The organism is Dyadobacter sp. HNCC25DJ184, from assembly GCF_056895215.1.
The window spans coordinates 14,631-39,519 of the sequence record NZ_JBXHAQ010000005.1; the positions used below are offsets into that span (position 1 = coordinate 14,631).

Consider the following 24,889-nt stretch of genomic DNA (forward strand, 5'->3'; position numbering starts at 1 on the left):
TGGTTGTGTGTCTTTGTGGAAATAGCATATCAGGCTAATAATTCAGGAATAAGGATTTTTCCAGAATCATCGTTCCTATTTTCTCTGAGGCAATTCCGTTTTCAATTCTGAAAGTATTTTCAAAGTCAAATCCAGTAATTTTTGTTTTGAAGCAACGAAAGGAAATGGTGTCGATAGCCAAGAGTTCCTGGAGCAACTCAAATAAATGGGTGGATATCAGAAATATAGAATCCGGATGCTTGCAAAAACCATTTAATACCAGTCGCGAACAATTTAAACCATCCTCGGTATTGGTCCCTCTGAAGAGCTCGTCGATAATTACAAAGCAATTTTCGCCTTTATTCACTGCTTCTGCAATATCCCTTATCCGCATTACCTCACTAAAAAAATGGCTGTGACCCAAACTCATATCATCTGACAACTGGATGGACGTAAATAACTTATTCAGAAAAGGAAGTTTCAGTTTTTGTGCAGGAACGGGCCATCCGAGATGAGCCAGGTAGACTACCATCCCGCAGTTTTTAAGAAAAGTGGTTTTGCCACTGGTATTTGCTCCTGTCAATATGCAAAGGTTATGGCCACTGTCCATCGACAAACTGTTGGATACTGCATTCATTATCAAAGGTTGCCAAAGTCCGTAGGCTTCAAACGCCCCATTATAATTGTCGAATTCAGGAAATATTAGGTTGTAAATTGTTGCTGTTTTGGCAATTGCGAAATACGCGTCAAAGCGATAATAGATATCTATAATTTCCCTGAAGGCCTTTCGGTGTTTAATTCGAAGATAATAGTCGAGGTAAAAGACACGGCTTTTAGATATTTTGTGGGGAACTACCTCGGTGAGCGATTTGACCGTTGATCTGGTGAAAAAAGATTGAATCTTTTCAATATCTGGTATTAGTCCCTCAGGCAAATTATCAAGATCATGATTATCGATCAATTTTCGAAAAGCTTGAAGAAACTGAATACTTGCCGATAAGCCGCTTTGAACTTTGGAGAATTCGGTGGGGTGCAACTGAGAAAATATCAACGAATCGATCCAGTGTTTAAAAACGTCCTGGGACATGGTATAACTGATAGACGAGCTATAATACAATTCGGCCGCAGCAATATATGAACGGGCAACCCCAATTTTCCATGTTGAAATGTCGCCTGCCAGAAGTTTAATGATATCCTGAAAGGCGGTAATTTCTGAGACAGATTTCAATGGTTTCTGAATCAGAATTTTCAGTGTATCCCGACCTCCCTGAGTGTGGGTATGATCAAAGAAACTGAGCATGCTGGCCTCACTCCGATCGGATAAGATATGTAATTCTTTAAGTGTGTGTGGTGCTACAGGATCCATCCTAGAGAAGTATTTTTCTCAAAGATATTGTGGTTGGGAAGACCGGGTGAGTTAAAAGATGTTAAAGATCAGCAGTATTTCTCTTCGGAAAAGCGAGCCAGATGAAGTATATCGTCAGTAAAACAATTGCTGTTTGCATTAAATAATCAATCAATAATTCAGACGAGGATACGATGTCTTTCGTAGTTAGATAACATGGCATACCAAGGCGCCACCAGTAAGATGGATGGATTACGCATAAAATATTGAATATCAGCAATAATGTAACCTGTGTCCAGCTCTTCCAATTGATAACAACGAAGATTAACGGAATCAGAAAAAGAAAGATATAATTGGAATATGCACTTTGTTGTACGATCATCATCGTAGCATAAATGACCACCCAAACTCGGGATATCATCAGCCGGAAATCCTCATTTCGAAGTCGCCACGTCGCCCATATGCCCAGGCCCAAAGAAGACAGCAGTCCAAGCCAGTTCCAAAACTTTTGCCCCACCCCAATAGTATTGTGAAAAAGCGGATTGATAATCGACGGGATATTAGGCGCACGAAGTGTTTGCGCTTCATCAAGCGGTTGCAAAAACTCCCAGCCGACCAGCCAATATAGTATTCCAAAAGAAGCGGCACCGATAAGCACCATCGGAATCAGAAACCTTATTTTCTCCTTTTCTAAAAAGAATAACGGAACCAATATCAAGACAAAAATGGCTTTTGTCATCAATAACCCGAAGGCAAGTACTATTGAATACAACGCAACCTTCAATGTTTTTTCGCGAACCAGATACGCAAGTACAACGAAAAGCCACATCCACACATCCTCCTGTGCCGCAACCACACAGAGAACTAGTGATCCAGGTAATAGCAAATAGATGAACGAGTAAAAAACAAGTTTTCCCGACGCGAAAAATGGCCGAAAAAAATGCCAGGAAACCCATAGTGCGACTCCGTCCATCACTGTCATCACGAATACGATCATCTTCGGACTATACCAAAGTTTAAGCCAGCTCCCGATGAAATAGGCGTAAAATGGTGAGTAGGGTGACCAGAAGTCTTTATAGACGATTTGCCCCATGGAAGCTTTACTTGCTTCGTCCCAAAATCCGTTAACGTCGGATGTCGGCTGGCTTCCAAGAACTATATATAGGGCAACAAATGGCAAAAGACGGGTCAATATCCAGCCAGCGGATATCATTAACTTCCAGTTTTGCGTTTCAAGCCATTCTGAAAGTTGATTTTTTTTCCAAAGCAGAACTAAAACCAAAAAAGTACTGAGCAGACTTATCGCCAGTTTTCCGTATACGACACTCATGCAAGTATAGGTTTAAGAGGACTTGTCACTTTAAGATATGCTTGTCGCACGATCCAGCAAAAACCCAGGAGATTCAGTATTTCAAGGCTATATTCCAGCAAGTTCATCGGGTCAGCGAACATAATAAACGATAAATATTTCGGTTGTCCGATCGACACCCAAACGAATGGCTGAACAACAGTAAGCCAGTTGATTAAAATCAAAATAATAAGGTGAGACCGCTTGCTGATTTCAAAACAAACGAAAAGCGCCGCCATCAGATAGCAAACGATATACGCTCCCATAGCACTCGCCTGGAAGATCATCATGGAGGCAAAACAGGTGACGAACAATGCCGGAAGAATTTCGTTAATATGGCGTTTCCGTCCAATGTAAGCTAGCGTGACAGGAACAAACAGGGTAAAAAGAAGTCCAACCCAGTTGAGCATCATGGATTTCTTTTCATCCACGTGAAAAACCAGTTCGATAAAAGGTCGGCTTACTGAAAACAGGTTTGGCGTCATGAGCTGTTCCGTATGCTGAATTGGCATCAAGAACAAATCGCCAATTTGCCAATATAGAAAACCAACTGCAGGTAATCCAATTGCTGCCATCGTTAGCAACATCTTAATCGGGCGATTGACAACGACCAGCAAAGCTGGTAACAAAAGAATGAACGTAACCTTAATCGTTAATAGAGCGATGGCATAGATTATTCCGATGCCAACCTCGTAATTTACCGGTTTTTTAATGGTATATCTCCATATTAAGAGGGCCGCACCCCAAAACCATACCTCTTCCTGGCCATCTACAAGGATATACATAAACGCAGCTGGCAGCAGGAAATACAATATCGCATATTGCAAAGCGCGTTCGGATTTGTTTTTCAACGTTTGATAAGTCAACCACAGAATTCCGGCTTCCATAAACACCATAAACAGCACAATGGCTTTGGAATCATGCCAAAACCAGACCGGCAGGCTAATGATATAGGCATATAGAGGTGCGTGGTAAGACCAGAAATCGCGATATACAAAACCTCCTTTTAGAGCAGCTTCGGCTTTGTAGAAGAAAAATGGGATATCGCCCCTGGGTGTTTCATTGAGAATTAAGAAAATGGCAATCCAGGGAATAATACGCAATACCAAAAAACCTGCTCCGAAAATTAGCTTGTCTATAGTTTGCTGCCATTTTTTAAAAAGTTCGGTACGACTCACTACCCAGAACGTCCCAATGGTAAGTGCGAGGTTGATAATCAGTTTGATATAAAAGACAATCAGAATAGACATAAGGAAAATATAACCTGATAACAGCGTGCCAAAGTGTGTGAAAGAATAGTAAAGTATATACCAGTTACCGAATTTATAATGTCGTCATTTGTCTAAGGCGGCTGGTTTTCAGTTTAGATGAGGAAATAAATTAGTCGCAAAACTAAGACAAGTTTCAATTAAAATGGTTACTGTCGATTAAGAATTGGCATATCCGATAATCGTATGCTTGCATACTTTTATTTAAATATCTATTTTGGTTACAAACGTTTCGTTCGGTTCAATGTTTTAACAATGATCAATATCTAGAAAAATGGATTTTAATTTGAGCGAAGAACATTTGGCTGTCAAACAAATCGCACACGATTTTGCGAGGACTGAATTACTTCCGGGAGTAATTGATCGCGACAAAAAAGAAGCTTTTGACAAGGTCCTGCTCCAGAGGATGGGAGAGCTCGGTCTCCTGGGTATTATGGTTTCACCCGAATATGGGGGCGCTGGAATGGACACGCTGGCCTACGTGATTGCTTTGGAAGAGGTTTCCAAGGTAGACGCTTCTGCAGGTGTAATTATGTCTGTAAATAATTCGCTTGTCTGCTGGGGTCTTGAAAAGTTTGGCACGAGCTATCAAAAGGAAAAGTATTTACGCCCACTTGCGACCGGGGAAATCATAGGAGCTTTCTGCCTGTCGGAGCCGGAAGCTGGTTCGGATGCAACCTCACAACGAACTACGGCGGTTGAAGACGAAGACCATTACATTCTGAATGGAACGAAAAACTGGATTACTAATGGAAATACATCCTCGGTTTGTCTCGTGATGGCCCAAACGCATCCTGAAAAGCAGTATAAGGGAATCAATGCCTTCATATTAGAAAAGGGAATTGCAGGTTTCGAAGTCGGTAAAAAGGAAGATAAGATGGGGATCAGGGCGTCTGATACGCACACGTTGATGTTCAGCGACGTGAAAGTTCCGAAAGAAAACAGAATCGGACCGGATGGATTTGGTTTTAAGTTTGCGATGGCAACGCTGGATGGAGGTAGAATTGGTATTGCCGCTCAGGCATTGGGTATCGCTGCGGGCGCGTACGATCTTGCGATAAAGTACTCAAAAGAACGTCAGACTTTCGGAAAACCGATTTCTGCGCACCAGGCAATTCAATTCAAATTGGTAGAAATGGCTACCAAAATTGAAGCTGCACGAAATCTGGTATACAAGGCGGCTTGCGTTAAAGACAGTGGGGAAGATTATGTTCAGGCGGCGGCCATGGCAAAATTATATGCTTCTGAGGTAGCCATGGAGGTAACAACGGAAGCCGTTCAGATTCACGGGGGTTATGGATACGTACGCGAATACCATGTCGAAAGAATGATGAGAGATGCAAAAATTACACAGATTTATGAAGGTACCTCAGAAATACAAAAACTCGTAATCGCCCGACAGTTGTTAAAATAGAGAGCTTTCGGGCCAAGATCTGTGTTTTATTTTATTGCCGGTGACAAAATCGGCTCAAAATATCATTTTTTTTGAAAATTTTGTCAATACAGACTTGTATTAGTTTTGTACAATTTATTAGATTTGTACAAAATTAGAATGAACGGCAGATAAGCCTTTAAATATATTCAAGCATGGAAGACTATAATAAGATTATTGAGTCGTTGGGTGTCAAATTTGTGAAGGCCCGTCATATCCGGATTTTGCAACCCATCACTATAAAAAATTTTTACGACGTACAGAACTCATTAACAATCCTGTATGACGGCGAGGTTTCTTTCGGAGGCGATGAGCTGCAAAAGGTAGAGGAAGGTGACATGCTTTTTATTCCAGGAGGAAAACACGCCACTGTAACCTATGGCAATATACAAACTGCCAAACAGGTTTCAAATGAGGAGTTTATGACTAACCGGGATAATTATATAGAAGCAGGGCATGATCCTGCTGTTATAGGCAAAATCCCTAACTCATTTGGCCTTATTTCTTTTGAAGCTAAAGTTTTTGATACAGTTAATTTCTTCACTTCTCTAGATGTTCCTCCTTTTCTGATCAAAAGAGACGACCAGATAGCTGCGACGATCAATCAGATATTGACGGAAGATATGCTGGATACGCCTGGTAAGGGACGTATAATCAAAATCAAAACGGAGGAAGTCGTAATTGAGATCATCCGTTATATCCTGAAAAACAAGTTGTTCGTTGAGCAGCTGGTGACCAACAGTACTTATTTCAAAGATCCTCGTTTGATCGATATTTTTGCATATATCAAAGATAATCTGGGAGGCGATCTTTCTAACAAGGTGTTGGCAAATGTTGCCAACGTTTCTGAAGACTATGTGGGTCAGTATTTCAAGATGCTTACCGGTATTAATCCACAGGACTATATCGAATATCAACGTATGGAGAAAGCAGTTGATTTGCTGAGAACTTCGAAAAAGAGCATCCGTGCGATCGGTTCGGATGTTGGTTACAAAGATACGGCTTATTTCTGCCGTCGTTTCAAGATGATGTTCGGAATTCCGGCGGGTAAAATGCGTCGCCGCGAATCACTTATGAATGTTTAGACACCAATTATATCAAGAAAAAGGAGCGGATTTCTTGTGAGATCCGCTCCGTTTATTTTAGGCCAATCTTATTTTACAGGTGTCAGCTGAACAGCGGCAACCTTCCAGATCCCCGCAGTTTTCGTGCAGATAGTCATAAAGGAGACTTCACCCATGAAAGAATTGTTTGCGATTGTTGCCGAGACATTCCACGAACCGGTTACGACCGACACATCCGTATAGTTTTTAACCTGCACGTTTGAGATCATTCCACTCTGGACTACCACGTAGCCTTCTGAAATGGCCTGAAGCAAGGTGCTTTTATCGACCGCCTTACCATCCATCCCAACGACGGAAAAATCCCCTGAAAGCAAGCCGTCGAGCGATTTGTCGTCTTCTTCCAGCAGACCGGCAAAAAATCTGCTATTACAGCTGGCTGCGTCAATAGGTTGTTGGATATTAGATTGTGAATAGCCTGCCAGACTCGTGAAGAGAAATAATAGGATGAATACTGATGTTTTTTTCATTGTTAACCGTGCTTCGTGTGTTGATTGGGTTTTACGTTTCAAACTTAGAATAAGGTTTTGTAACTTCAAATCTACCATTATAAACTTCTGATCAATAGTGAATTCAAAAATAGGTATACGTTGTGATATCTGTTTTTTAAACAATTTGCCATTCTGTGATTACTTTCGTGTCCATAAATCAAATTTAAAATGAACCGTATTCTTAGATTCTTCACTATATATCTGCCTTTCGTTGGTATTACACTGGTAGCCTGTTCGTCAGCACCTGATAAGCTTGGTAAACTGGACTTAAAGAAATGGCGGTCGGATCGTGGCGCTTGCAAAAATGAGAGAACCGCATTAGTTGCAGACTTCAAGGCAGAACAAGAGCAACTCTTAGGTAAATTTAGTGATGATATCGGCAAACTTCTGGGCCGACCGGATATAAACCAACTCGGCGATAGAAACCTGAAATTCTATGTCTATTTTTTAGAGAAAGGTCCACAATGCAACGATATCACAGGGAAGTCTGATGCCCAAAAAGTAATATTGAAATTCAACGCCGTTGGGCTTTTATCGGAAATAACTTTTCAGGAAAAGGCTTTGTGAAAAATCTATAAATAAAACTTCTTCAACCGAATTGTAGTCTCTACCTGCTCTGGCACGAGATACTTGATGGATTCTCCTTTTTTGATCTTGTTTCTTAGAAATGTCGCTGAGATATCGAGTAATGGAGCTTCGACGAATTTTACGGATTCGTGATTTTTAAAAGCGTGTACTTTTGAACCGGGTCTTGGATATACGTAAAGGCCAACATATTCAAGAATCTTATCATAATTTTTCCAGTTCGGGAATTGTGCCAGATTATCTTCCCCCATGATGAGCTTGAATTCGTGCTGCGGGAATTTTTCCTGGATCCGAACAAGGGTATCTATCGTATAGCTGGGCTTTGGCATATGGAACTCCACATCCGTCACTTTCAGTAAATTATTGTCTGAGATGGCACGTTGTACCAAGTCGTATCGGTCAAATTCGTGAAGCAGGCTGCTGCTCTTTTTAAAGGGATTTTGTGGACTTACGACAAACCATACCTGCTCGAGATCCGTAGCGGTTGCCATTGTATTGGCGATGATCAGGTGGCCAATGTGAATTGGGTTAAACGATCCAAAAAATAGGCCTATCTTCATTTAAATATGATAATGGTATTTATGAGAATGGTATGAAAATCCAAGCTCAATGCATCCAAAATTAATCATAACGACGAAAGACTTTAGCGTTACGATAAAAAACTATTCGAAATGAAAGGATAATGACTAAGATCCGATAAATTGAGTTACCAGTTCCTCTGCTTTTATTAAGGCTGGTTCCAGGTCGTCATTTAAAAGAACGACATCAAATTTGTCCTCAAAGCTTAGTTCGTAGCGAACCTTTCCAAGGCGGGTTTCCAGGGATTTTTCATCTTCGGTGCCTCTTCCACTTAGTCGGCGAATGATTTCTTCTTCCGTGGAGACTTTCACAAATACTGCAAGGGCCTGATCGCGGTAGGTTTCTTTGAGTTTTAAACCACCTTTTACGTCTACATCGAATAGCACCGTCTTTCCTTGGTCCCAAAGCCTCTGAATCTCTGATTTGAAGGTGCCGTAATAATTACCGGCATAGACTTCTTCCCATTCTGCAAACTCATTACTGCCGATTCTTTCCCGAAATTCTTTTTTGGGAATAAAATAATAATCTTTTCCATGAATCTCGTGGGCACGTTTTTCGCGTGTGGCCGCAGAAACAGAAAACGCTAATAGATCAGGAAATTTGTTTAGAAGGTGACGGACTACCGTCGTCTTTCCGGAACCGGAAGGAGCAGAGAAAATGATGAGCTTGCCTTTCACGCCAACTGGCTTAACTATTGATTTTTGAAACGATTGTTTTGAATATACTTTCAGGACAAGGCTTCTTTACGAGCTTAAAATTCAAGGAATCCTTAATGCACTTTTCAAGCTTGTAGGCTTCGATACATGGTATACATTTATCCATGTTTGCCCTAAAATGGTCCTTCTCAGCTTCCGTGGCTTCGTCATCCAAAATTGCCTGAATAATCTTCATACATTCGGCATGATGCTCGCAGGTCTGCTTCATTTGGAGGTTTGGCACTTCGTCCTTTACCGAAGGCGTATTCAAATTGTCATTCATCACAATATTAAAGTAAGATATTTGGTATAATAGCACGCTTGTACCCTATAACCGAATTGATTACAAAAAAAGTTTCATCGTTTAGGAATCATATCCCATGGAACTTGCATAACTTTTTAATTTTTCTTTCAACAAGTTACGTGCGCGGTGCAGTCTTGACCGAACTGTACCGATTGGTATATCCAAAATCTTAGCCATTTCCTCGTAAGTAAATCCTTCAATATCACACAAAATGATAACGGTCCGAAAGTCAACTGGCAAGGCATTCAAGGCGTTTGCCACTTCGTCTCCAATCAGTTCCTGAACGGCATCGGCACGTAAATCGACGGTATAGGTAGTATCAGAAGCTTCTTCAGAATTATAGGTAGTTTCAACTTCCTGATAATCAACTTTAGATGGTTCCTTGCTTTTTTTACGATAGTCGTTTATGAAACTGTTTTTCAGAATTCTGAAAAGCCAGGCCTTGGCGTTAGTACCGCGCTCGAAAGATGAAATAAAACGAAATGCTTTTAAATAAGTATCCTGCACTAAATCATTTGCATCGTCCTCATCCATGGTAAGGCGAAATGCAAAATTGTACATGGAGTCAATATGCGGCATGAATTCACGGTTGAAAACCTCATAACGGAGATCGTCTGCATATTCATGGGTCGTGAGTGTGTCTGACATGGCAACTAACATAGGAAAGCTGAATTTACAAAGATTAACAACAGCTCCAAATCGTTCAAAGTAAAATTTGACAAATGGCTATTGAAGCTGAATGAATGCCATCTTTTAACGGACAAGTTCAATACTTGCGAATTTGCCTTGTGACGCTAATTAATGTTTAAACATCAAATTTCAGACCAGCGCATTTTGTTGCGACAAATTGGCAGGTCATCTTTTGGAAAATAGTTCCAAAACCACAATGAAGACTAGCGTGAGAAGAGCACTGGCCCCAATACGGATCGCAGTGTAGAAAATCATATCCAGGTTGTTCATTTCCATCAGGAATAAAACCGAATGATGGATCAGGATGAGAGGGAATATATAGCTCAGAAATTGAATGAATCCCTGTCGGCGAATCCCGATATCCAATCGTTCCACTCCTCTGGAGACCATCAGATATTGTATTAAAAAAGGGCGCAAGTAGGCGATGAGCACCGATGCAGCTGCATGAATACCGAATGTATTGGAAAAAGTATCGACTGTAAGCCCGACAGCAAATCCTATCAACAACAGATACATCCGGTCGATTTCGGATGGCAGCAGCAGAATAGCCGCTATATACACAAAACAAAAAGCATAATTGAACAACACCACATTTCGCAAAAGAAAAATCTGCAGAACGAGGTATAGCAAAACCATCAGAGTGGACTGTATTGCTTCGCGTAAACTCATTTGGGTGTCTCTATTCTTTGTTTAAGTTTTTCCTGTTCCTCGAGCTGGTTATTTTTAACCACATATACGTACGAAAGATTTTGAAAGTCGGTGGCTAATCTTAAGGTAATATTGTAAAAAGTCTGATTCGGGTTGACCGTGACGCTTTCAACTTTTCCGACCATAATACCGGATGGGAATACAGAGTTTTGGTCAGAAGTAACGGCCGAGTCACCTTTGTAGACTTTCGTATATTTCGAAACGTCGACCAGGTCAATGACATCAGGATTTTTTCCGGACCATTTGGCATATCCAATTTCCTTGCTGCGTATCAGTTTGGACGAAACCATGAACTGGGAGTGCAAAATCGACGTAATCACCGAAAAGTGTTCCGAGCAAAACCGGACTTTCCCGACAACGCCTGTTGCAGAAATGACGCCCATTCCAGGTGTAATACCATCCAACGACCCTTTATCTATCGTAATGATATTGTTTGGATTGGTGGTTTCGTTATCTACTACCTTGGCGATCGTATAAGTGAATCTCGCAGCAAATGAAGAATCCGGAACGTACCCAGCCGGAGCATCAGCAGGTTTCTGCTGGCTCAGTTTGGCAACGATGGCGTGTAAGTGCGCATTCTCGTTGGCAAGGTGTGCATTCACTTCATTGAGCTGTGTATATTCCTTCGCAGATTTCGATACAGACAGCGTTTTTGCAACGTAATAGTTGGAGGTATTCAAATAAGTAGCTCCCCAGTAGTTATTATTGCGCACGACCATCCAGATACTGAGGATTTCCAGCAACACGAATACCAGAAAGAAGCGATTTCTGATAACGAAATCTACAAGTTGGAGCATGGGATTTTAGTGTTTCTCAACAGGATGCCGTTCTAAAAAAACAGCATCCTGGGAAAAATCTAGTACTAAGATATCAAAACAGGCTTATACAGCTCAAGATTTTTGAGCACTTCCCCTGTTCCTTTTACAACGGCCTTTAATGGATCGTCTGCAATATGAACCGGAAGTTTTGTTTTTTGTGCAATTCTACGGTCTAAACCGTGGATAAGCGCACCACCACCTGTAAGATAAATACCATTTTTGAAGATATCAGCAGAAAGTTCAGGCGGAGCAATTTCAAGCGCCTTCATAACACCTTCTTCAATTTTCGATATTGACTTGTCTAACGAGTAAGCTATTTCACTATACGTAACGCGTATTTCCTTAGGAATACCCGTCATCAAATCCCGTCCACGGATGAGGTAGTCATCCAACGGAACTTCTAATTCAGGGGAGGCAGATCCAATCGCCATTTTGATCAGCTCGGCAGAACGCTCACCAATCAAAAGGTTGTGTTCACGACGCATATAGTCTACGATATCTCGTGTGAAAACATCACCGGCGATTCTCACCGACTGCTCACAAACGATACCGGAAAGAGCGATAACCGCAATTTCCGTGGTTCCACCACCGATATCGACGATCATAACGCCATTTGGCTGAGTAATATCAATGCCGATACCAATAGCCGCAGCGATCGGTTCATGCACCATATATACCTCTTTTGCACCTGCGTGTTCACAAGAATCTTTAACCGCACGTTTCTCAACTTCAGTAATACCTGAAGGAATACATACGACCATACGGTGTGATGGGGTAAAGAAACGACTCCCGGTATCAATCATTTTGATCATACCACGGATCATCATTTCGGCAGCCGTAAAATCGGCGATAACTCCATCTTTCAAAGGACGAATTGTCTTGATATTTTCATTCGTCTTTTCGTGCATTTGCATCGCTGTGTGACCTATCGCAAGTACTTTGCCGGTGGTTTTATCCATGGCGATAATCGAAGGCTCATCAACAACTACAGTATCTTTGTGGATTATGAGTGTGTTCGCTGTACCAAGGTCAATAGCTATATCACTCGTTAAAAAATCAAATAATCCCATATATATATATTAAATATTTTTTAGCGTCCTAGTTTTCGGTGTGCAAAATTACAGATTATTGCCCACAAACAAAGGCATTTAGTAAATTTAGAAAAATGCTCATTGTAAACGCAGGAATCCGGCGGTTACGTATTCGAATGTAGAATTTATAAAACCTGTGTACCTTTGTTTTACTATGGGAATCAGATCATTTTTAAGCGAGCCGCTCGCGAAATTTATAGTAAAACAGCAGCAAGACTGGGTTCTGAAAAGTGAAGAAATTCAGGAAAAATGGCGTCAGAAACTGGTAAAGCAGGCGATGAACACCAAATTTGGTATTGACCACAATTTTAGCGATATCAAATCCTACACTGAATTCAAACGCGCTGTTCCGGTAACTGATTACGAAGGATTGAAAGGATATATAGCGGAGGTGAAGGAAGGTAAGGAAGATATCCTTTGGCCAGGCAAGCCATTGTACTTTGCCAAAACGTCGGGAACTACTTCGGGAACTAAATATATTCCAATTTCCAGGGATTCCATATCCAATCATATTGACTCAGCGCGGAACGCGATCCTGAATTATGTTGCGGAAACGGGCAAAGCTCAATTTCTGGATAACAAACTGATATTCTTATCCGGCAGCCCGATTTTGACTGAGACCGGTGGCGTGTTGACTGGCCGTTTGTCCGGAATTTCCACCCATCATGTGCCAGGCTATCTTAGAACGAATCAGTTGCCGAGCTACGAAACCAACTGCATAGAAGATTGGGAGACAAAAATCGAAAAGATCATCGACGAAACCATCGATCAGCGCATGTCGCTGATTTCAGGCATACCGCCGTGGGTTCAGATGTATTTTGATAGAATCATTGAAAGAACAGGTAAGCAAATCAAAGAGGTGTTTCCTGACTTTTCTTTATTTATATACGGAGGTGTAAATTTTGATCCATATCGTGCCAAATTATTTGAGTCAATCGGTAAGCCGGTAGACTCTATTGAACTATATCCAGCGTCAGAAGGATTTTTGGCCTATCAGGATTCACAGTATGAAGAGGGGCTTCTGTTGCTTTTGAATACGGGGATATTTTACGAGTTTATTCCGGTAGAAAACTATTTTGATGAAAATCCTGTACGTCTGTCAATCGGCGAGGTGGAAGTTGGTAAAAACTATGCGTTAGTTATCAATAGCAATGCCGGTTTGTGGGGATATTCGATTGGAGATACTGTGAAATTTGTTTCAACGAATCCATATCGAATTATTGTAACGGGGCGCATCAAACATTTCATTTCGGCATTTGGAGAACACGTGATTGGCGAGGAAATAGAAAAGGCGATGAAATTTGCGTTGGCAAAGCACCCCGAGGTGGAAATCACGGAGTTTACCGTCGCGCCGATGGTGAGTCCGCACGAAGGATTACCATATCATGAATGGTTAATTGAGTTTGGAAGCGAACCTGAGGATTTTAATACATTTGCCGCCGATCTGGATAGCCAGTTAATGAAGTTGAATACTTATTACGATGACCTGATAACAGGAAGCATTTTAAAGCCTTTGGTAATCACCAGCCTCAAAAAGAACGCATTTATAGACTATATGCGGAGTCAGGGAAAACTGGGAGGGCAAAATAAAGTACCGCGTCTATCCAACGACCGGAAAATTGCAGACGAGCTGGTGCAGATGAAAATTGCGGGTTTTTAATGAGAATTGATATGAGTAAAAAGGGAATTGCCATCTTAGGTTCTACCGGTTCCATCGGAACGCAGGCTCTGGACGTTATCGCGGCGAACATAGACCGGTTTTCAGTGGAAGTATTAACGGCACAAAACAACGCGGATCTGCTGATTGAGCAGGCGATTCAGTTTGTTCCGTCCGTAGTCGTGATTGGTAATGCCGACTTATTGAGTAAAGTAAGCCTTGCTCTGAACCATTTGCAGATTAAAGTTTATGCCGGATCGGAAGCCTTGAGCCGGGTCGTGGAGATGGATTCTGTAAATATGGTTTTGACCGCCATGGTTGGATATTCGGGGCTAATTCCTACGATCAGTGCCATCAATGCAGGTAAAGATATTGCCCTTGCTAATAAAGAAACGCTTGTGGTTGCAGGCGAACTCGTGACGGCCTTGGCAAAGGAAAAGGGAGTTCGTATATATCCTGTTGATTCAGAGCACTCTGCAATTTTTCAATGCCTTGCGGGAGAAGAACAAAATCCAATAGAGAAAATAATACTAACAGCTTCCGGCGGGCCCTTTCGGGGAAAAAGCCGGGAATTTCTGTCGACGGTAACACTTCAGCAAGCTTTAAAGCACCCAAATTGGAGTATGGGTGCAAAAATTACGATCGATTCAGCTACCTTGATGAACAAAGGGCTCGAGGTGATCGAAGCGAAATGGCTTTTTGATTTGACACCAGAACAAATTGACGTCATTGTCCATCCACAGAGCATCATTCACTCACTGGTTCAATTTCAGGATGGGAGTATCAAAGCGCAGTTGGGATTGCCGGATATGAAACTGCCTATTCAATATGCGCTCGGATATCCGGAGCGGCTACTGTCTGATTTCCCAAGATTTGATTTTATAAATTATCCGAACCTGACTTTTGAAAAACCGGATCTTGAAACGTTCAGAAATCTGGATATGGCATATGAGGCATTGAGAAAAGGAGGGAATGCGGCTTGTGTTTTAAATGCAGCCAATGAAATTGCAGTTGATGCGTTTCTAAAGGAGAGGATAGGTTTTCTGGAGATTTCAGACGTGATTATTGATTGCGTTGCTAAGATAACGTTCATAAAATCCCCGTCATTAGACGATTTTATTCATACCGACAAAGAGACCAGAAGGTTTGCGTCAGAAATTATTCAGGTCAAAATTTAAATGAAAAGTGAATTGTTAAAATATTTGTCGGTGGCATTGGCCAGCGCACTCAAGTTTTTCGGAGGTCCGATTACTGGTGTTGTTCTAAAATTGAATTGGGTGGAAACAGCCTTCTGTTCTGCGGCGGGCATGATGTTCTCAGTTTTTTTGCTAACCTATGTTGGGAAAGCAATCCAGAAGTACCTCGCTCAAAGGCGAAAAAGTGCTCCGAAACTTTTTAACAGAACAAACCGGTTGGCGGTGAGGATATGGAGAAAATTCGGAATAATAGGGATTGCGTTTCTTACACCTCCGTTATTCACGCCCATCTTCGGGCCAATTCTGGCGGTTGCCTTTAAGGTGCCAAGAGCATCCATCTTTCTTTGGATGTCTGTCAGCGCAGTGGCGTGGGGATTGGGGATATCCTATATCGCCCACAAGATGACCTTCGTGCAGGAATGGTTCAGGTAATCTGGTCGATTACCTGCTTACAACTTTCTTCGGTGCGTTAGATTTTTTCATGAAATCGCCTTGAGAAAAATATTTCTCAATGAGGCAGTACATCAGGATAAAGAAGTACCGGCTGCCCATCTCTTTGATTTTCAGCTTCGACTCACCATATTTCCGGTTTGTCCAGCTATTTGGTACCACCGCAAAGTTATATCCCCTTACCATCGCCTTCAATGGAAGCTCAATCGTCAGGTTGAAATGCGGTGCGAGAAATGGCTTAATACCTTCTATCGTTTCTCTTTTATATAACTTAAAAGCGTTCGTTGTGTCGTTGTATTTGATACCCATCACCATTTTTACAATGAAATTGGCGACCCGGTTAATCACTTTTTTCAAGGCAGGATAATCGATAACCTTACCGCCTTTTTCCCACCGTGATCCGAATACGCAGTCGTAATCGCCTTCCAGCATCTTGTTATAATATTTCACAAGATCTTCCGGATCGTCAGACATGTCGGCCATAAAAACCGCCACGCAGTCGCCGCTGAATCGTTCCAGCCCATACCTAACCGCATATCCAAAACCATTCGGGCCAGTATTCGTGTAATAAACAAGCTCAGGAATTTGTTCTGAAAGGCTCTGAAGTACCTTTAACGTACCATCTTTTGAATTGTCGTTGGTGACGCAAATCTCGTGAGGGATATTGTATTTTTTTAATGTGCCATGAAGAGAGGTGAGGGTGTGAGTAATAGACTCTTCTTCGTTATAGGCTGGTATTACGACGCTTAACTTCATTAGGGTTAATTAGTATAAAACATTACAAATTAAAGATTATTAATCTGAAACACCAATTTAGCCCTCCGCTAATTGGCGCGTATATCGTTCAATCGTTTCAGAAATAATACTGTCATACTTGTAGTCCAGCCAGTTATTGACGTTTTCAAACATCTCTTTCCGGTTCTTTAGAAATATTTTGTTGGTCTGCGCATGTACATTGCTTAAACCTGCACTGTGTTTTCTGTAAACTCCCATTACATCAGGGATATATCCGATTGGGCCTTGAGCAGCGAGCTGAATCATCAATGCCCAGTCACCGGCAGCGGCCTTTGCGTGCCAATCTGCGAAATCGTGGTTTTTAAAATGGTTTCGATACAACCAGCTGGCAGTAGCGAAAAACCATTTATCTTTTAGGATATCAGTAATATCTGAAATGAGTGGCTGGTTTGCATCATTGAAAGTATGCGACGGCGACCCGTCTTCATAAGTAACAAGGATGTTGTGATGACAAACGTAAAAATCCGGATGGCTGTCTAAAAAATCGACCTGCTTCTGGAGTTTATAGGGATCGGTCCAATAATCATCTCCCTCGCACATTGCAACATATTCGCCTTGGCAAGCCTTAACGATACCGAGCACATTGTTTCTGCCGGCAAATTCCTTCGGTTCGGCTGGCCCCTGATTTTCCGTATGTAGAAAGGCACGGATTCGACCCGGATTATTTTGAATATATCTTCGGATAATATCTGCATTGCCGTCCGTTGAACCATCATCGCCAATCACGATTTCAAAGGAGAAATTGGTTTTTTGGGCCAATGCTCCATCCAACATCTGCGCGATGTATTTTTCGTGATTATATGTGGGAACGCAAACAGATACCTTCATAAAAAAATGGGCATTGACCTTTGGAGCCAATGCCTGATAATGAGTTGATTAATTTCAGCTAAAAACCTCCTGTAACTGAGAAACCGTCGGGAACTCGGGCGTTACCAATTCCTTTTCTGGCTGATATATATAAGCCATCGGATACCCTCTTTCAATAAAAGTAGGCTCATCGAGGTTGTTATACCTTAATTGTACCGACCAGCGGATATTATTCGTGATATTATTTCCTGACTGGTGTATCAGAAACGCAGAAAAGACCAGAATATCACCGACGTTGAATTCAGTTTGAATAAATTCACTTTCGTTCAGATTTGCGGTGATTCCTCCCTGATATCCCGATGTGGAAGATTCCAGCAATCCGATCTTATGGCTTCCAGGAATAACCTGCAATGCGCCAATATCCGCACCGGCGTCCACCATTGGAAACCATATTACCGTACTGTCCAATGATCCCTGACCGGTCCGCCAGTCCTGATGCGCATCTAGTTTCCAATGTTTGCTTCCGTCTTTTGAAAGAAAACGGCTGTTAAATTGCATTGCTGGTCGAGCACCAATACTTGGGTTAGTCACTCCGATTTCGTGCAAAATTCCAGCGATTTGCGGATCAACTCCCAAACGGTGTAAAGAGAAAGAATGCTGAACGGTTTTTCCTGTACTTACAAATCCAGAAAAGTCCTTTTCGAAAAACTCGAACATGGCATTTTCGAACGCATCACGATCATCGATATCCACCGATTTGCCTGTAACTCTTTTAATTTGAACAGCGAAGATTTTACGAGCCTCGGTATAAATATTATTTACGACTTCTTTATCCAGAAAATTTCTCAGCAGAACAAAGCCTTCCTCGTAAAACTGTTTCCGTATTGCACTCATTGGTTTCTTGTTTTAAAATTGAACCTAAAAGGAATAATTTACTTTACTTTTTTCATCAAAAATATTCGCCAATCAGTAACGTCTTTATGATATTCATCAGCCGAAAACAGAATATGTTCCCGCTTCATCCAAGAGTCAATCGTACCAGGCTTTTCAAGGGTGACCAAACAATCGAATGACCATTTCCTGACAAAGCCCGCCAGCAATCATCTAGTCTTCCCAAATCGCATATCCAAACCCTGCTGCCCCGAATCCGTTACCATTATACAACAGATATTTTTTTCCATTGTGTTCATAACGATATGCGTAGTCAATCATTTGATAGTCAAAATCCTCCGGGTTTTCCGACTTCGCAATTCCTACCAGATTGTCTTTTCGTTCCCAGTTAGTACCGTCTGTCGACTCGGCATATCCCAGTCTGTAACTCTGGTTTCTGTCTGTCCGGTAGTCACGGGTATGGCGGTAAGAATAGAACATTTTATAAATGCCATCTTCTTTAAATACGCTCGGGCGACCTACAGCGTGAAGAAAATCGTCAAAATCGAGTGCCGGAATATCACTGATTTCCCAGTGGATACCGTCTTTCGAAATCGCTGACTGACCCCGGTAATATGGTTCAGGATATCCGTGAATGTACTCGCACTTATGTCCGGAAATATACCACATCCTCCAGGTGCCGTCTTCGTCTCGTAACACCGATGGCTGTGCAGCCCATAGTGGATTTTGGATGCTACGATCCATAATCGGTCCACGAAACATTTTTGTGAAAGTCAGTCCGCCATCATGGCTCACTGACAATCCCATGGATAGTCTGTAAGAATTATGCGTCCGGTTCCAGCCGGTATAGTACAACCATATGTCACCATTGGGCATATCTACAAACCAGGCGGGCATAGCGCCGGTTTCATCATATTCTCCCGGGCCACCCAGCTCAAGAACCGGCTTGTCATGGATATAAAGGATCTTTTTAGGATCGTCATAGTCCACATCAATAAATGTTGGTCTTGAATAACCTTCGTCGTCTCTGGATGAAAAATAGATCCGGAGAAAATCCTTATGTTTATATGCAAAAGGTACCTGAGCGTGAGATCTGCTGTGCGCCAGGCTTCCGTCTGGCTTATATATTACTCCTTGTTTTTTCCACATGGGTAGCTGCTGGCTATTAGCTTTTGGCGATCGGCTGTTAGTTTAACCTCCTCATTTCAAATCATTTCTGTCGAATGAAAAGCTAGTTATACTAATTAAGATATCGCAGTTGGTTATTCAAATTTATTTGTTAGGCCCAAAGTCCAACCGAATTAATCAACGGCTTTTTCGGCTCGAAGCTTCCAGTTGTCTACAAAGTCTTTTCCCGGCATTGGCAATTCGATATCGATTTCCGGCTCGGTTTCCGATACTCTGAATTCCATTACATAAAAGGCATTACCAAAAATGTAGTGCAATTTGAAATCGACAATATTAGCTGGTACATCTTCCAAAGGTACTTCTGCCCTGAAAAGCGGGTTTGCTTTCAATAGAGTTGCATATGATTCTTTATTTCTTAACCAAGGAGCAACGCTTTCGTCTCCAACGACCACCTTTCCTCCAGGACGAACAACGCGAGTCAATTCTGCAAATGCTCTTTTTCTTTCTGAGAAAGTATTGATTCCACCAAAATGAAAAACTGCATCGAAAGTATTGTCAGCAAAAGGAAGGTAAGATCCGTTTACCAACGAAAAATGAAGGTTGACGTCGCTTGACGACAGTTTTTCCTGCGCTCTTTTCAGCATATTAGGTGAAAGATCAGACAGAACAGCCGTTCCTCCCGGGCTCACCCGGTCGACAATCAAAGCAGAATCTTTTCCGGTTCCTGCTCCCACTTCGAGTGCTGTCATTCCCGGCTTCAGCTCCATTAAATCAATGAAAAACTTTCGGGTTGCTGCTTCGTCCGAGTGGTTCAAAGTTTCAAAAACCCATGAAACGCCTCTGTCATATCTTAAAACTGCCTGATCGTAAAGATGTTGTTCACGAGCGTCATCAGGAAGTAGCTCCTTGGGATAGAGCATGTTAACAATTCCCGTGTCTCCGATTTCATATATAGTGCCATCTTCACTGGTAAGCGTTTTGCCATCTGCGGCTATTGTAAGAGGGCCGCCTGTCAGAGGGCAGACTAACGCTTTAAGGAAATCCTGATATGTCATTTCGTGTTTGCTAAATTGATATATATCGTCAAAATTACTTTTTTTTCTTAAAGTACTTTCAATGTGGACAGGCTTATTAGGCAATGGTCACAGCATAGGGCTATAGATTTCTGGTTCAGTCAATAGCGTCGCGGGCGTATTTACTTTGTACCTTTGCACACTGATATTGAAGTGGATCATTCTGAAAAATCTAAAATATAGTATCAAATTATGTTTGAGTTGCAGGAAAAAATAAAGGCTCTCGCCAAGCAGCAATGGGCACATGTGGTAGCTAACAGACAGCATTTACACAAAAACCCGGAGTTGTCTTTTGAAGAATTTAAAACAGCGCGATTTGTAGCAGATGAATTGAAGGGGATGGGGCTGTCGCCTCAGGAAGGTGTTGCCGGAACCGGCGTTGTTGCGCTGATTGAAGGTAAAAACCCAATGAGCCGCATTATCGGACTGAGAGCAGATATGGATGCCCTGCCTATCCATGAAGCTAATAATGTTGCGTACAAATCTGTTAATGAGGGTGTTATGCACGCATGCGGTCACGATGTGCATACTTCTTCTTTACTTGGAACAGCCAATATACTTCGTCAACTTACTAATGATTTTGAAGGTACGATAAAGCTGGTTTTCCAACCAGCCGAGGAAAAAGCGCCAGGCGGAGCGTCGTTGATGATCAGAGAGGGTGTATTAGAAAACCCGAGACCGGCAAGTATGATCGGGCAACATGTTGCTCCCAACATTCCCGTAGGTAAAATCGGCTTCCGGGAGGGGATGTATATGGCCAGCACCGACGAACTTTATTTGACTGTAATTGGAAAAGGCGGGCACGCTGCGGCACCACATCAGCTCGTTGATCCGGTTTTGATGGCTTCACATATCATCGTTGCCCTTCAGCAGATTATCAGCAGAAATCGCAATCCGGCAAATCCAGCTGTTTTGTCTTTCGGAAGATTTATCGCCGATGGTGTGACGAATGTGATTCCCAATGAAGTGACGATTCAGGGCACATGGCGTTGCATGGACGAGGAATGGAGAGAGGATGGATTGAGAAGAATGAAAAAAATGGCAGAATCAATTGCTGAAGCAATGGGCGGTACCTGCGTTTTCGATGTGGTGAAAGGATATCCTTTTTTGAAAAACCATCCTGAATTGACGAGAAGGGTGAGAACCGCAGCGACCAGTTATATGGGCGAAGAAAACGTAGTTGACCTCGATTTGTGGATGGCTGGAGAAGATTTCGCCTTTTATTCTCAGGTGGTAGATTCGTGTTTTTACAGACTCGGTACCCGAAACGAACAAAGAGGCATCATTTCGGGTGTTCACACGCCGACCTTCGATATAGACGAGGCCGCTTTGGAAGTATCAACTGGCCTGATGAGCTGGATGGCTATTTCTGAACTTGCTGAGAAGGGATATACCGCTTAAACAAGCTTTGGATTTTTAGGCCGATCACACCAAGTATCGCCTCTTTGAATATACCCGCCGACATTTTGGAGGTTCCTTTCGTACGATCTGTAAAAATGATAGGGACTTCCACGATGTTGAACCCAAACTTCCAGGAATTGAATTTCATCTCGATCTGGAACGCATATCCGATAAATTTGATATTATCCAGATCCAGCGTTTTTAGCACCTTGCTTGTGTAGCAGACAAAGCCTGCGGTTGGATCCATAATTGGCATACCAGTAATCATCCGGACATAATATCCTGCAAAATAAGACATTAGTACCCTGTTTATAGGCCAGTTAACAACATTCACGCCGGTAATATACCTGCTTCCGATCGCGACATCATTGCCTTCCACCGCACATGCGTGATGCAGGCGGATTAAATCATCCGGTGGATGGGAGAAATCGGCGTCCATTTCAAAGACATACTCATAACCTCTTTCCAAGGCCCATTTAAAGCCATGAATATATGCTGTTCCAAGCCCTAGCTTGCCTTTCCTTTCTACCAAGTGAAGACGGCCTGGAAAATTCGGGATCAAATTCCTTACTACGTTGGCTGTTCCGTCTGGTGAACCATCGTCGATTATAAGAATATGTGTAGAAAATGATAAACCAAAAACCGCATGGATGATTGCGTTTATATTTTCAATCTCATTAAAGGTGGGTATTATGACAACACTGCTGCTTACTGGTCTCATTCAGTTAAAATATATATCATAGGCTAATTTATACCATAGCTTATAGCTTGATATTTTTCGTTTTTTCTCTTGCCTCCAGATTTTTGGTCACCTTATCGTAAATCTGTTTCATCTTTTTAGGCTCTTTTATATAATACGCATAGCTGCTGCTATATACCGCAGTGTCCACTTTGTATTTTTTCCAGATGTCGCTTTTCAGCTTGTCAAAAATCATAATTGACGAGTCGGTCGATTTGAGCTGGAGCCTGGTGACCCTCGATTCGGCGAGGTGAATATCGGCTAAAATTTTAGCCATCTTGTCTTGATCATAAGTACCTGCAGGTGCATTTTCTTCCTGAGAACAACCCCAAAGAGATATCATCAGTACTAAAACCGGGAAGAAGGGAAGACTGTATCGGCGACTAAATATCAAAATAGCTATATTTGTTTGCGTCTATATAGTCGCAAAGATGGATAATTTTTTTCAAAACCTATGTTTGAACGGTTTCTTGGGAAGTTGCGGAAGTATGAGATCAGGATGCGGAAAGCAGTCACAAGTGAGCGGCACGGCAATTTCCATTCCGTGTTCAAAGGATCGGGTCTGGAATTTGATGATTTGCGGCTATATCAATATGGAGATGATGTCAGAGCGATAGACTGGAACACTTCGGCAAAAGGCCACGGTACTTTTGTAAAGATATTTAAAGAAGACAAGGAGCAGACGGCGTTTTTTATGCTGGATGTCAGTGCTTCGCAGAAAGTGGGTGAACCGGGTTCCATGAAAATTGATGTTGCTAAGGAAATCTGTGGCGTATTGACGCTTTCCGCAATACAGGAAGCCACCAGGGTTGGTTTACTGTGTTTTTCGGATCGGAATGAACGCTATATGCGTCCGTCCGAAGGGATGAAGCACGGTTATCGGCTGCTGTCCGAACTTTATAAGCTGACACCATCTTCTTTGAAAACCAATATCTCAGAGGCGATTATGGTTTGCTTTAACGTATTAAAAAGAAGGAGCCTGGTCTTTATCATTTCTGATTTTATCGATCGCAACTACGAACCTAACCTCAAAGCACTTGCGATCAAACACGATTTGATCGTCATTCATTTATATGACTCGCGGGAGACCAATTTGCCGGGCTTGGGTATTATTCCGTTGTATGATGCTGAAACACAATCCACTTTTTGGGTAAATACTTCGTCCAAAAAATACAAAGAAGAAAACGTCAATCGTTTTCAGAAGCGAAGTGAGGAATTGCAACGACTCTGTATTCAAAACCGCGCGGACTATATTTCGATCAATACGCAGGAGGATTACGTTCCGGCCCTGATTCATTTGTTTAAAGTCAGAAGATATTCGAAGGGGTCCGCAGCAAAATGAAACAGCGAATAATAGGGCAGACGAACTTCATATCAGCACATATCTCGAGATCTGTGATCAAAGCATTTTTGACGATTGTTTTTTTTTCCACTATCTCAGAGGTCTGTTTTTCACAGAAAATAATTACCAAAGGAGAATTTTTGATTGACAGCATTGACGTAGGAAAACCTTTTTTTTACTCGCTGAGCGTCCTTCACAAGCCGACCGACGAAATTTTTTTCCCGGATACCAATTACAACTTCTCTCCTTTTCAGATCCTTTCGCAGAAAATATTTAATTCTTCTACCAGCGAAAAAGGTACATTAGACAGCGCGATATATCAGTTAATAAGTTTTGATGTTTCACCCAAGCAGGTGATCAAGGTTCCTGTTTTTGTTTTCGGGAGAGTTGATTGTACAGAAGTATGGACGGCAACCGATACCGTTTTTTTAAAAAACGATGATCTGCAGGTAATTAAAAATCAGAAAGAACTGGCGTACGATACCGTTCTTTTCCAGCTCGGAAGCGAGTTCAATTTTTCAAAACTGTTAGGTATTATCGCAATTGTAATTACCGTTGCAGGAAGTATATATTGGGTTTTTGGACGGGATATTTACAAACAATGGCAGCTGCTTAAATTACAGAGAAGGCATATAGAATATACCCGGTCATATAACAGGCTGCTTAGAAGTGCACGTGATAAGGGCAATATCAAAGACGCTGAAAAGGCAATTATCGTCTGGAAAAAATATTTGGAACGTTTAGAAAACAAACCTTTCGCTACTTACACAACCCGCGAAATTATGGACAATATGCCTGACGAGGAGTTGGCCGAGGCGTTAAAAAATATGGATGGTGTAATATACGGTCAGGCGAAATCAATGAAAATGGAAGGGTCGCTGGAAATGTTGAAAAAAGGAGCGACAAAAATTTATAAAAACAGACGCCGTCAGATTCTGGATCGGCCGATATCATAA

At 41.9% G+C, this 24,889-nt stretch carries 27 protein-coding genes; 9 read left to right on the forward strand and 18 right to left on the reverse strand.

The features are described from left to right. Nucleotides 1-34: 34 nt before the first annotated feature. The 3 genes from AC1XUD_RS08875 to AC1XUD_RS08885 form a co-directional block, all read right to left on the reverse strand. Nucleotides 35-1,345 (reverse strand): MutS-related protein, encoded by a 1,311-nt coding sequence (locus AC1XUD_RS08875; protein WP_483360623.1) that lies wholly within the window; start codon nucleotides 1,343-1,345, stop codon nucleotides 35-37. Between the two features lie 61 nt (nucleotides 1,346-1,406). After that, the gene (locus AC1XUD_RS08880; RefSeq protein WP_483360624.1) at nucleotides 1,407-2,654 is read right to left on the reverse strand and encodes a hypothetical protein; all 1,248 of its coding nucleotides are present in this window, start codon (nucleotides 2,652-2,654) and stop codon (nucleotides 1,407-1,409) included. Continuing rightward, nucleotides 2,651-3,922: a hypothetical protein gene (locus AC1XUD_RS08885; RefSeq protein ID WP_483360625.1), complete on the reverse strand. Its 1,272-nt coding sequence runs from the start codon at nucleotides 3,920-3,922 to the stop codon at nucleotides 2,651-2,653. Before AC1XUD_RS08885 ends, AC1XUD_RS08880 begins: the two co-directional genes overlap by 4 nt. Nucleotides 3,923-4,214: 292 nt before the next feature. On the opposite strand from AC1XUD_RS08885, the gene AC1XUD_RS08890 reads away from it, so the two are divergent. Both AC1XUD_RS08890 and AC1XUD_RS08895 read left to right on the forward strand, forming a co-directional pair. Then, nucleotides 4,215-5,354, forward strand: a complete 1,140-nt coding sequence (locus tag AC1XUD_RS08890; protein ID WP_483360626.1) for an acyl-CoA dehydrogenase — start codon at nucleotides 4,215-4,217, stop codon at nucleotides 5,352-5,354. 173 nt (nucleotides 5,355-5,527) lie between these two features. After that, complete coding sequence (locus tag AC1XUD_RS08895; RefSeq protein ID WP_483360627.1) at nucleotides 5,528-6,457, forward strand: helix-turn-helix domain-containing protein; 930 nt, start codon at nucleotides 5,528-5,530, stop codon at nucleotides 6,455-6,457. A 68-nt stretch (nucleotides 6,458-6,525) separates the two neighbouring features. Here the strand turns inward: AC1XUD_RS08895 and AC1XUD_RS08900 are convergent, their stop codons facing one another. Beyond that, nucleotides 6,526-6,963 (reverse strand): nuclear transport factor 2 family protein, encoded by a 438-nt coding sequence (locus AC1XUD_RS08900; RefSeq protein WP_483360628.1) that lies wholly within the window; start codon nucleotides 6,961-6,963, stop codon nucleotides 6,526-6,528. 189 nt (nucleotides 6,964-7,152) lie between these two features. Here AC1XUD_RS08900 and AC1XUD_RS08905 point away from each other — a divergent pair, with 189 nt between their 5' ends. After that, nucleotides 7,153-7,551 carry a hypothetical protein gene (locus AC1XUD_RS08905; protein WP_483360629.1) on the forward strand — a complete coding sequence of 133 codons (399 nt, stop codon included), beginning with the start codon at nucleotides 7,153-7,155 and terminating at the stop codon, nucleotides 7,549-7,551. Nucleotides 7,552-7,556: 5 nt separating this feature from the next. Here AC1XUD_RS08905 and nadD read toward each other — a convergent pair whose 3' ends face one another. From nadD to AC1XUD_RS08940, 7 genes are all read right to left on the reverse strand, one after another. Next, on the reverse strand, nucleotides 7,557-8,129 hold the full coding sequence (gene nadD, locus AC1XUD_RS08910; protein WP_483360630.1) for a nicotinate (nicotinamide) nucleotide adenylyltransferase: 573 nt from the start codon (nucleotides 8,127-8,129) through the stop codon (nucleotides 7,557-7,559). 126 nt (nucleotides 8,130-8,255) lie between these two features. After that, nucleotides 8,256-8,825, reverse strand: coding sequence for a guanylate kinase (gmk, locus tag AC1XUD_RS08915; RefSeq protein WP_483360631.1), 570 nt, complete (start codon nucleotides 8,823-8,825; stop codon nucleotides 8,256-8,258). 10 nt (nucleotides 8,826-8,835) lie between these two features. Next, nucleotides 8,836-9,126, reverse strand: coding sequence for a phosphohydrolase (locus tag AC1XUD_RS08920; protein WP_483360632.1), 291 nt, complete (start codon nucleotides 9,124-9,126; stop codon nucleotides 8,836-8,838). Nucleotides 9,127-9,207: 81 nt separating this feature from the next. After that, nucleotides 9,208-9,795: a sigma-70 family RNA polymerase sigma factor gene (locus AC1XUD_RS08925; protein WP_483360633.1), complete on the reverse strand. Its 588-nt coding sequence runs from the start codon at nucleotides 9,793-9,795 to the stop codon at nucleotides 9,208-9,210. A 207-nt stretch (nucleotides 9,796-10,002) separates the two neighbouring features. Next, entirely contained in the window at nucleotides 10,003-10,506 is a 504-nt protein-coding gene (locus AC1XUD_RS08930; protein ID WP_483360634.1) for a hypothetical protein, read from the reverse strand. Next, on the reverse strand, nucleotides 10,503-11,342 hold the full coding sequence (gene mreC / locus AC1XUD_RS08935; RefSeq protein WP_483360635.1) for a rod shape-determining protein MreC: 840 nt from the start codon (nucleotides 11,340-11,342) through the stop codon (nucleotides 10,503-10,505). The genes AC1XUD_RS08930 and mreC overlap by 4 nt, the downstream gene beginning before the upstream one ends. Nucleotides 11,343-11,407: 65 nt before the next feature. Further along, the gene (locus AC1XUD_RS08940; RefSeq protein WP_483360636.1) at nucleotides 11,408-12,433 is read right to left on the reverse strand and encodes a rod shape-determining protein; all 1,026 of its coding nucleotides are present in this window, start codon (nucleotides 12,431-12,433) and stop codon (nucleotides 11,408-11,410) included. Nucleotides 12,434-12,608: 175 nt separating this feature from the next. Here AC1XUD_RS08940 and AC1XUD_RS08945 point away from each other — a divergent pair, with 175 nt between their 5' ends. The 3 genes from AC1XUD_RS08945 to AC1XUD_RS08955 are packed head-to-tail and all read left to right on the forward strand — an operon-like array spanning nucleotide 12,609 to nucleotide 15,739. Continuing rightward, nucleotides 12,609-14,114: a GH3 auxin-responsive promoter family protein gene (locus AC1XUD_RS08945; RefSeq protein WP_483360637.1), complete on the forward strand. Its 1,506-nt coding sequence runs from the start codon at nucleotides 12,609-12,611 to the stop codon at nucleotides 14,112-14,114. Between the two features lie 11 nt (nucleotides 14,115-14,125). Further along, nucleotides 14,126-15,289, forward strand: coding sequence for a 1-deoxy-D-xylulose-5-phosphate reductoisomerase (locus AC1XUD_RS08950; RefSeq protein WP_483360638.1), 1,164 nt, complete (start codon nucleotides 14,126-14,128; stop codon nucleotides 15,287-15,289). Then, nucleotides 15,290-15,739 (forward strand): hypothetical protein, encoded by a 450-nt coding sequence (locus AC1XUD_RS08955; RefSeq protein ID WP_483360639.1) that lies wholly within the window; start codon nucleotides 15,290-15,292, stop codon nucleotides 15,737-15,739. 9 nt (nucleotides 15,740-15,748) lie between these two features. Here AC1XUD_RS08955 and AC1XUD_RS08960 read toward each other — a convergent pair whose 3' ends face one another. From AC1XUD_RS08960 to AC1XUD_RS08980, 5 genes are all read right to left on the reverse strand, one after another. After that, nucleotides 15,749-16,513: a glycosyltransferase family 2 protein gene (locus AC1XUD_RS08960; protein WP_483360640.1), complete on the reverse strand. Its 765-nt coding sequence runs from the start codon at nucleotides 16,511-16,513 to the stop codon at nucleotides 15,749-15,751. A gap of 57 nt (nucleotides 16,514-16,570) precedes the next feature. Next, nucleotides 16,571-17,380: a glycosyltransferase family 2 protein gene (locus AC1XUD_RS08965; protein WP_483360641.1), complete on the reverse strand. Its 810-nt coding sequence runs from the start codon at nucleotides 17,378-17,380 to the stop codon at nucleotides 16,571-16,573. A gap of 54 nt (nucleotides 17,381-17,434) precedes the next feature. Next, nucleotides 17,435-18,253, reverse strand: a complete 819-nt coding sequence (locus AC1XUD_RS08970; RefSeq protein WP_483360642.1) for a phytanoyl-CoA dioxygenase family protein — start codon at nucleotides 18,251-18,253, stop codon at nucleotides 17,435-17,437. Between the two features lie 210 nt (nucleotides 18,254-18,463). Next, nucleotides 18,464-19,399, reverse strand: a complete 936-nt coding sequence (locus AC1XUD_RS08975; protein WP_483360643.1) for a hypothetical protein — start codon at nucleotides 19,397-19,399, stop codon at nucleotides 18,464-18,466. Nucleotides 19,400-19,551: 152 nt separating this feature from the next. Further along, nucleotides 19,552-20,433: a class I SAM-dependent methyltransferase gene (locus AC1XUD_RS08980; RefSeq protein ID WP_483360644.1), complete on the reverse strand. Its 882-nt coding sequence runs from the start codon at nucleotides 20,431-20,433 to the stop codon at nucleotides 19,552-19,554. 210 nt (nucleotides 20,434-20,643) lie between these two features. Between AC1XUD_RS08980 and AC1XUD_RS08985 the strand changes: the two genes are divergently transcribed. Next, nucleotides 20,644-21,852 carry a M20 metallopeptidase family protein gene (locus AC1XUD_RS08985; RefSeq protein ID WP_483360645.1) on the forward strand — a complete coding sequence of 403 codons (1,209 nt, stop codon included), beginning with the start codon at nucleotides 20,644-20,646 and terminating at the stop codon, nucleotides 21,850-21,852. Here the strand turns inward: AC1XUD_RS08985 and AC1XUD_RS08990 are convergent. Then, entirely contained in the window at nucleotides 21,815-22,573 is a 759-nt protein-coding gene (locus AC1XUD_RS08990; RefSeq protein ID WP_483360646.1) for a polyprenol monophosphomannose synthase, read from the reverse strand. The two genes, AC1XUD_RS08985 and AC1XUD_RS08990, sit on opposite strands and share 38 nt — an antisense overlap. Nucleotides 22,574-22,613: 40 nt before the next feature. Continuing rightward, nucleotides 22,614-22,934, reverse strand: a complete 321-nt coding sequence (locus tag AC1XUD_RS08995) for a DUF4296 domain-containing protein (RefSeq protein ID WP_483360647.1) — start codon at nucleotides 22,932-22,934, stop codon at nucleotides 22,614-22,616. A 111-nt stretch (nucleotides 22,935-23,045) separates the two neighbouring features. Here AC1XUD_RS08995 and AC1XUD_RS09000 point away from each other — a divergent pair, with 111 nt between their 5' ends. Further along, the gene (locus AC1XUD_RS09000; protein WP_483360648.1) at nucleotides 23,046-23,933 is read left to right on the forward strand and encodes a DUF58 domain-containing protein; all 888 of its coding nucleotides are present in this window, start codon (nucleotides 23,046-23,048) and stop codon (nucleotides 23,931-23,933) included. Continuing rightward, on the forward strand, nucleotides 23,930-24,889 hold the full coding sequence (locus AC1XUD_RS09005) for a hypothetical protein (protein ID WP_483360649.1): 960 nt from the start codon (nucleotides 23,930-23,932) through the stop codon (nucleotides 24,887-24,889). The genes AC1XUD_RS09000 and AC1XUD_RS09005 overlap by 4 nt, the downstream gene beginning before the upstream one ends.

Coding starts and splice junctions, on each gene's coding strand:
- AC1XUD_RS08955 (WP_483360639.1), top strand. CDS start 15,290: ATGAAAAGTGAATTGTTAAAATATTTGTCGGTGGCATTGGCCAGCGCA.
- AC1XUD_RS08945 (WP_483360637.1), top strand. CDS start 12,609: ATGGGAATCAGATCATTTTTAAGCGAGCCGCTCGCGAAATTTATAGTA.
- AC1XUD_RS08960 (WP_483360640.1), bottom strand. CDS start 16,513: ATGAAGTTAAGCGTCGTAATACCAGCCTATAACGAAGAAGAGTCTATT.
- AC1XUD_RS08920 (WP_483360632.1), bottom strand. CDS start 9,126: ATGAATGACAATTTGAATACGCCTTCGGTAAAGGACGAAGTGCCAAAC.
- AC1XUD_RS08900 (WP_483360628.1), bottom strand. CDS start 6,963: ATGAAAAAAACATCAGTATTCATCCTATTATTTCTCTTCACGAGTCTG.
- AC1XUD_RS08940 (WP_483360636.1), bottom strand. CDS start 12,433: ATGGGATTATTTGATTTTTTAACGAGTGATATAGCTATTGACCTTGGT.
- AC1XUD_RS08925 (WP_483360633.1), bottom strand. CDS start 9,795: ATGTCAGACACACTCACGACCCATGAATATGCAGACGATCTCCGTTAT.
- AC1XUD_RS08885 (WP_483360625.1), bottom strand. CDS start 3,922: ATGTCTATTCTGATTGTCTTTTATATCAAACTGATTATCAACCTCGCA.
- AC1XUD_RS08970 (WP_483360642.1), bottom strand. CDS start 18,253: ATGAGTGCAATACGGAAACAGTTTTACGAGGAAGGCTTTGTTCTGCTG.
- AC1XUD_RS08890 (WP_483360626.1), top strand. CDS start 4,215: ATGGATTTTAATTTGAGCGAAGAACATTTGGCTGTCAAACAAATCGCA.
- AC1XUD_RS08880 (WP_483360624.1), bottom strand. CDS start 2,654: ATGAGTGTCGTATACGGAAAACTGGCGATAAGTCTGCTCAGTACTTTT.
- AC1XUD_RS08875 (WP_483360623.1), bottom strand. CDS start 1,345: ATGGATCCTGTAGCACCACACACACTTAAAGAATTACATATCTTATCC.
- AC1XUD_RS08990 (WP_483360646.1), bottom strand. CDS start 22,573: ATGAGACCAGTAAGCAGCAGTGTTGTCATAATACCCACCTTTAATGAG.
- AC1XUD_RS08980 (WP_483360644.1), bottom strand. CDS start 20,433: ATGACATATCAGGATTTCCTTAAAGCGTTAGTCTGCCCTCTGACAGGC.
- AC1XUD_RS08995 (WP_483360647.1), bottom strand. CDS start 22,934: ATGATATCTCTTTGGGGTTGTTCTCAGGAAGAAAATGCACCTGCAGGT.
- AC1XUD_RS08985 (WP_483360645.1), top strand. CDS start 20,644: ATGTTTGAGTTGCAGGAAAAAATAAAGGCTCTCGCCAAGCAGCAATGG.
- AC1XUD_RS09000 (WP_483360648.1), top strand. CDS start 23,046: ATGTTTGAACGGTTTCTTGGGAAGTTGCGGAAGTATGAGATCAGGATG.
- AC1XUD_RS09005 (WP_483360649.1), top strand. CDS start 23,930: ATGAAACAGCGAATAATAGGGCAGACGAACTTCATATCAGCACATATC.
- AC1XUD_RS08965 (WP_483360641.1), bottom strand. CDS start 17,380: ATGAAGGTATCTGTTTGCGTTCCCACATATAATCACGAAAAATACATC.
- AC1XUD_RS08950 (WP_483360638.1), top strand. CDS start 14,126: ATGAGTAAAAAGGGAATTGCCATCTTAGGTTCTACCGGTTCCATCGGA.
- AC1XUD_RS08930 (WP_483360634.1), bottom strand. CDS start 10,506: ATGAGTTTACGCGAAGCAATACAGTCCACTCTGATGGTTTTGCTATAC.
- mreC (WP_483360635.1), bottom strand. CDS start 11,342: ATGCTCCAACTTGTAGATTTCGTTATCAGAAATCGCTTCTTTCTGGTA.
- AC1XUD_RS08895 (WP_483360627.1), top strand. CDS start 5,528: ATGGAAGACTATAATAAGATTATTGAGTCGTTGGGTGTCAAATTTGTG.
- AC1XUD_RS08905 (WP_483360629.1), top strand. CDS start 7,153: ATGAACCGTATTCTTAGATTCTTCACTATATATCTGCCTTTCGTTGGT.
- AC1XUD_RS08975 (WP_483360643.1), bottom strand. CDS start 19,399: ATGTGGAAAAAACAAGGAGTAATATATAAGCCAGACGGAAGCCTGGCG.
- nadD (WP_483360630.1), bottom strand. CDS start 8,129: ATGAAGATAGGCCTATTTTTTGGATCGTTTAACCCAATTCACATTGGC.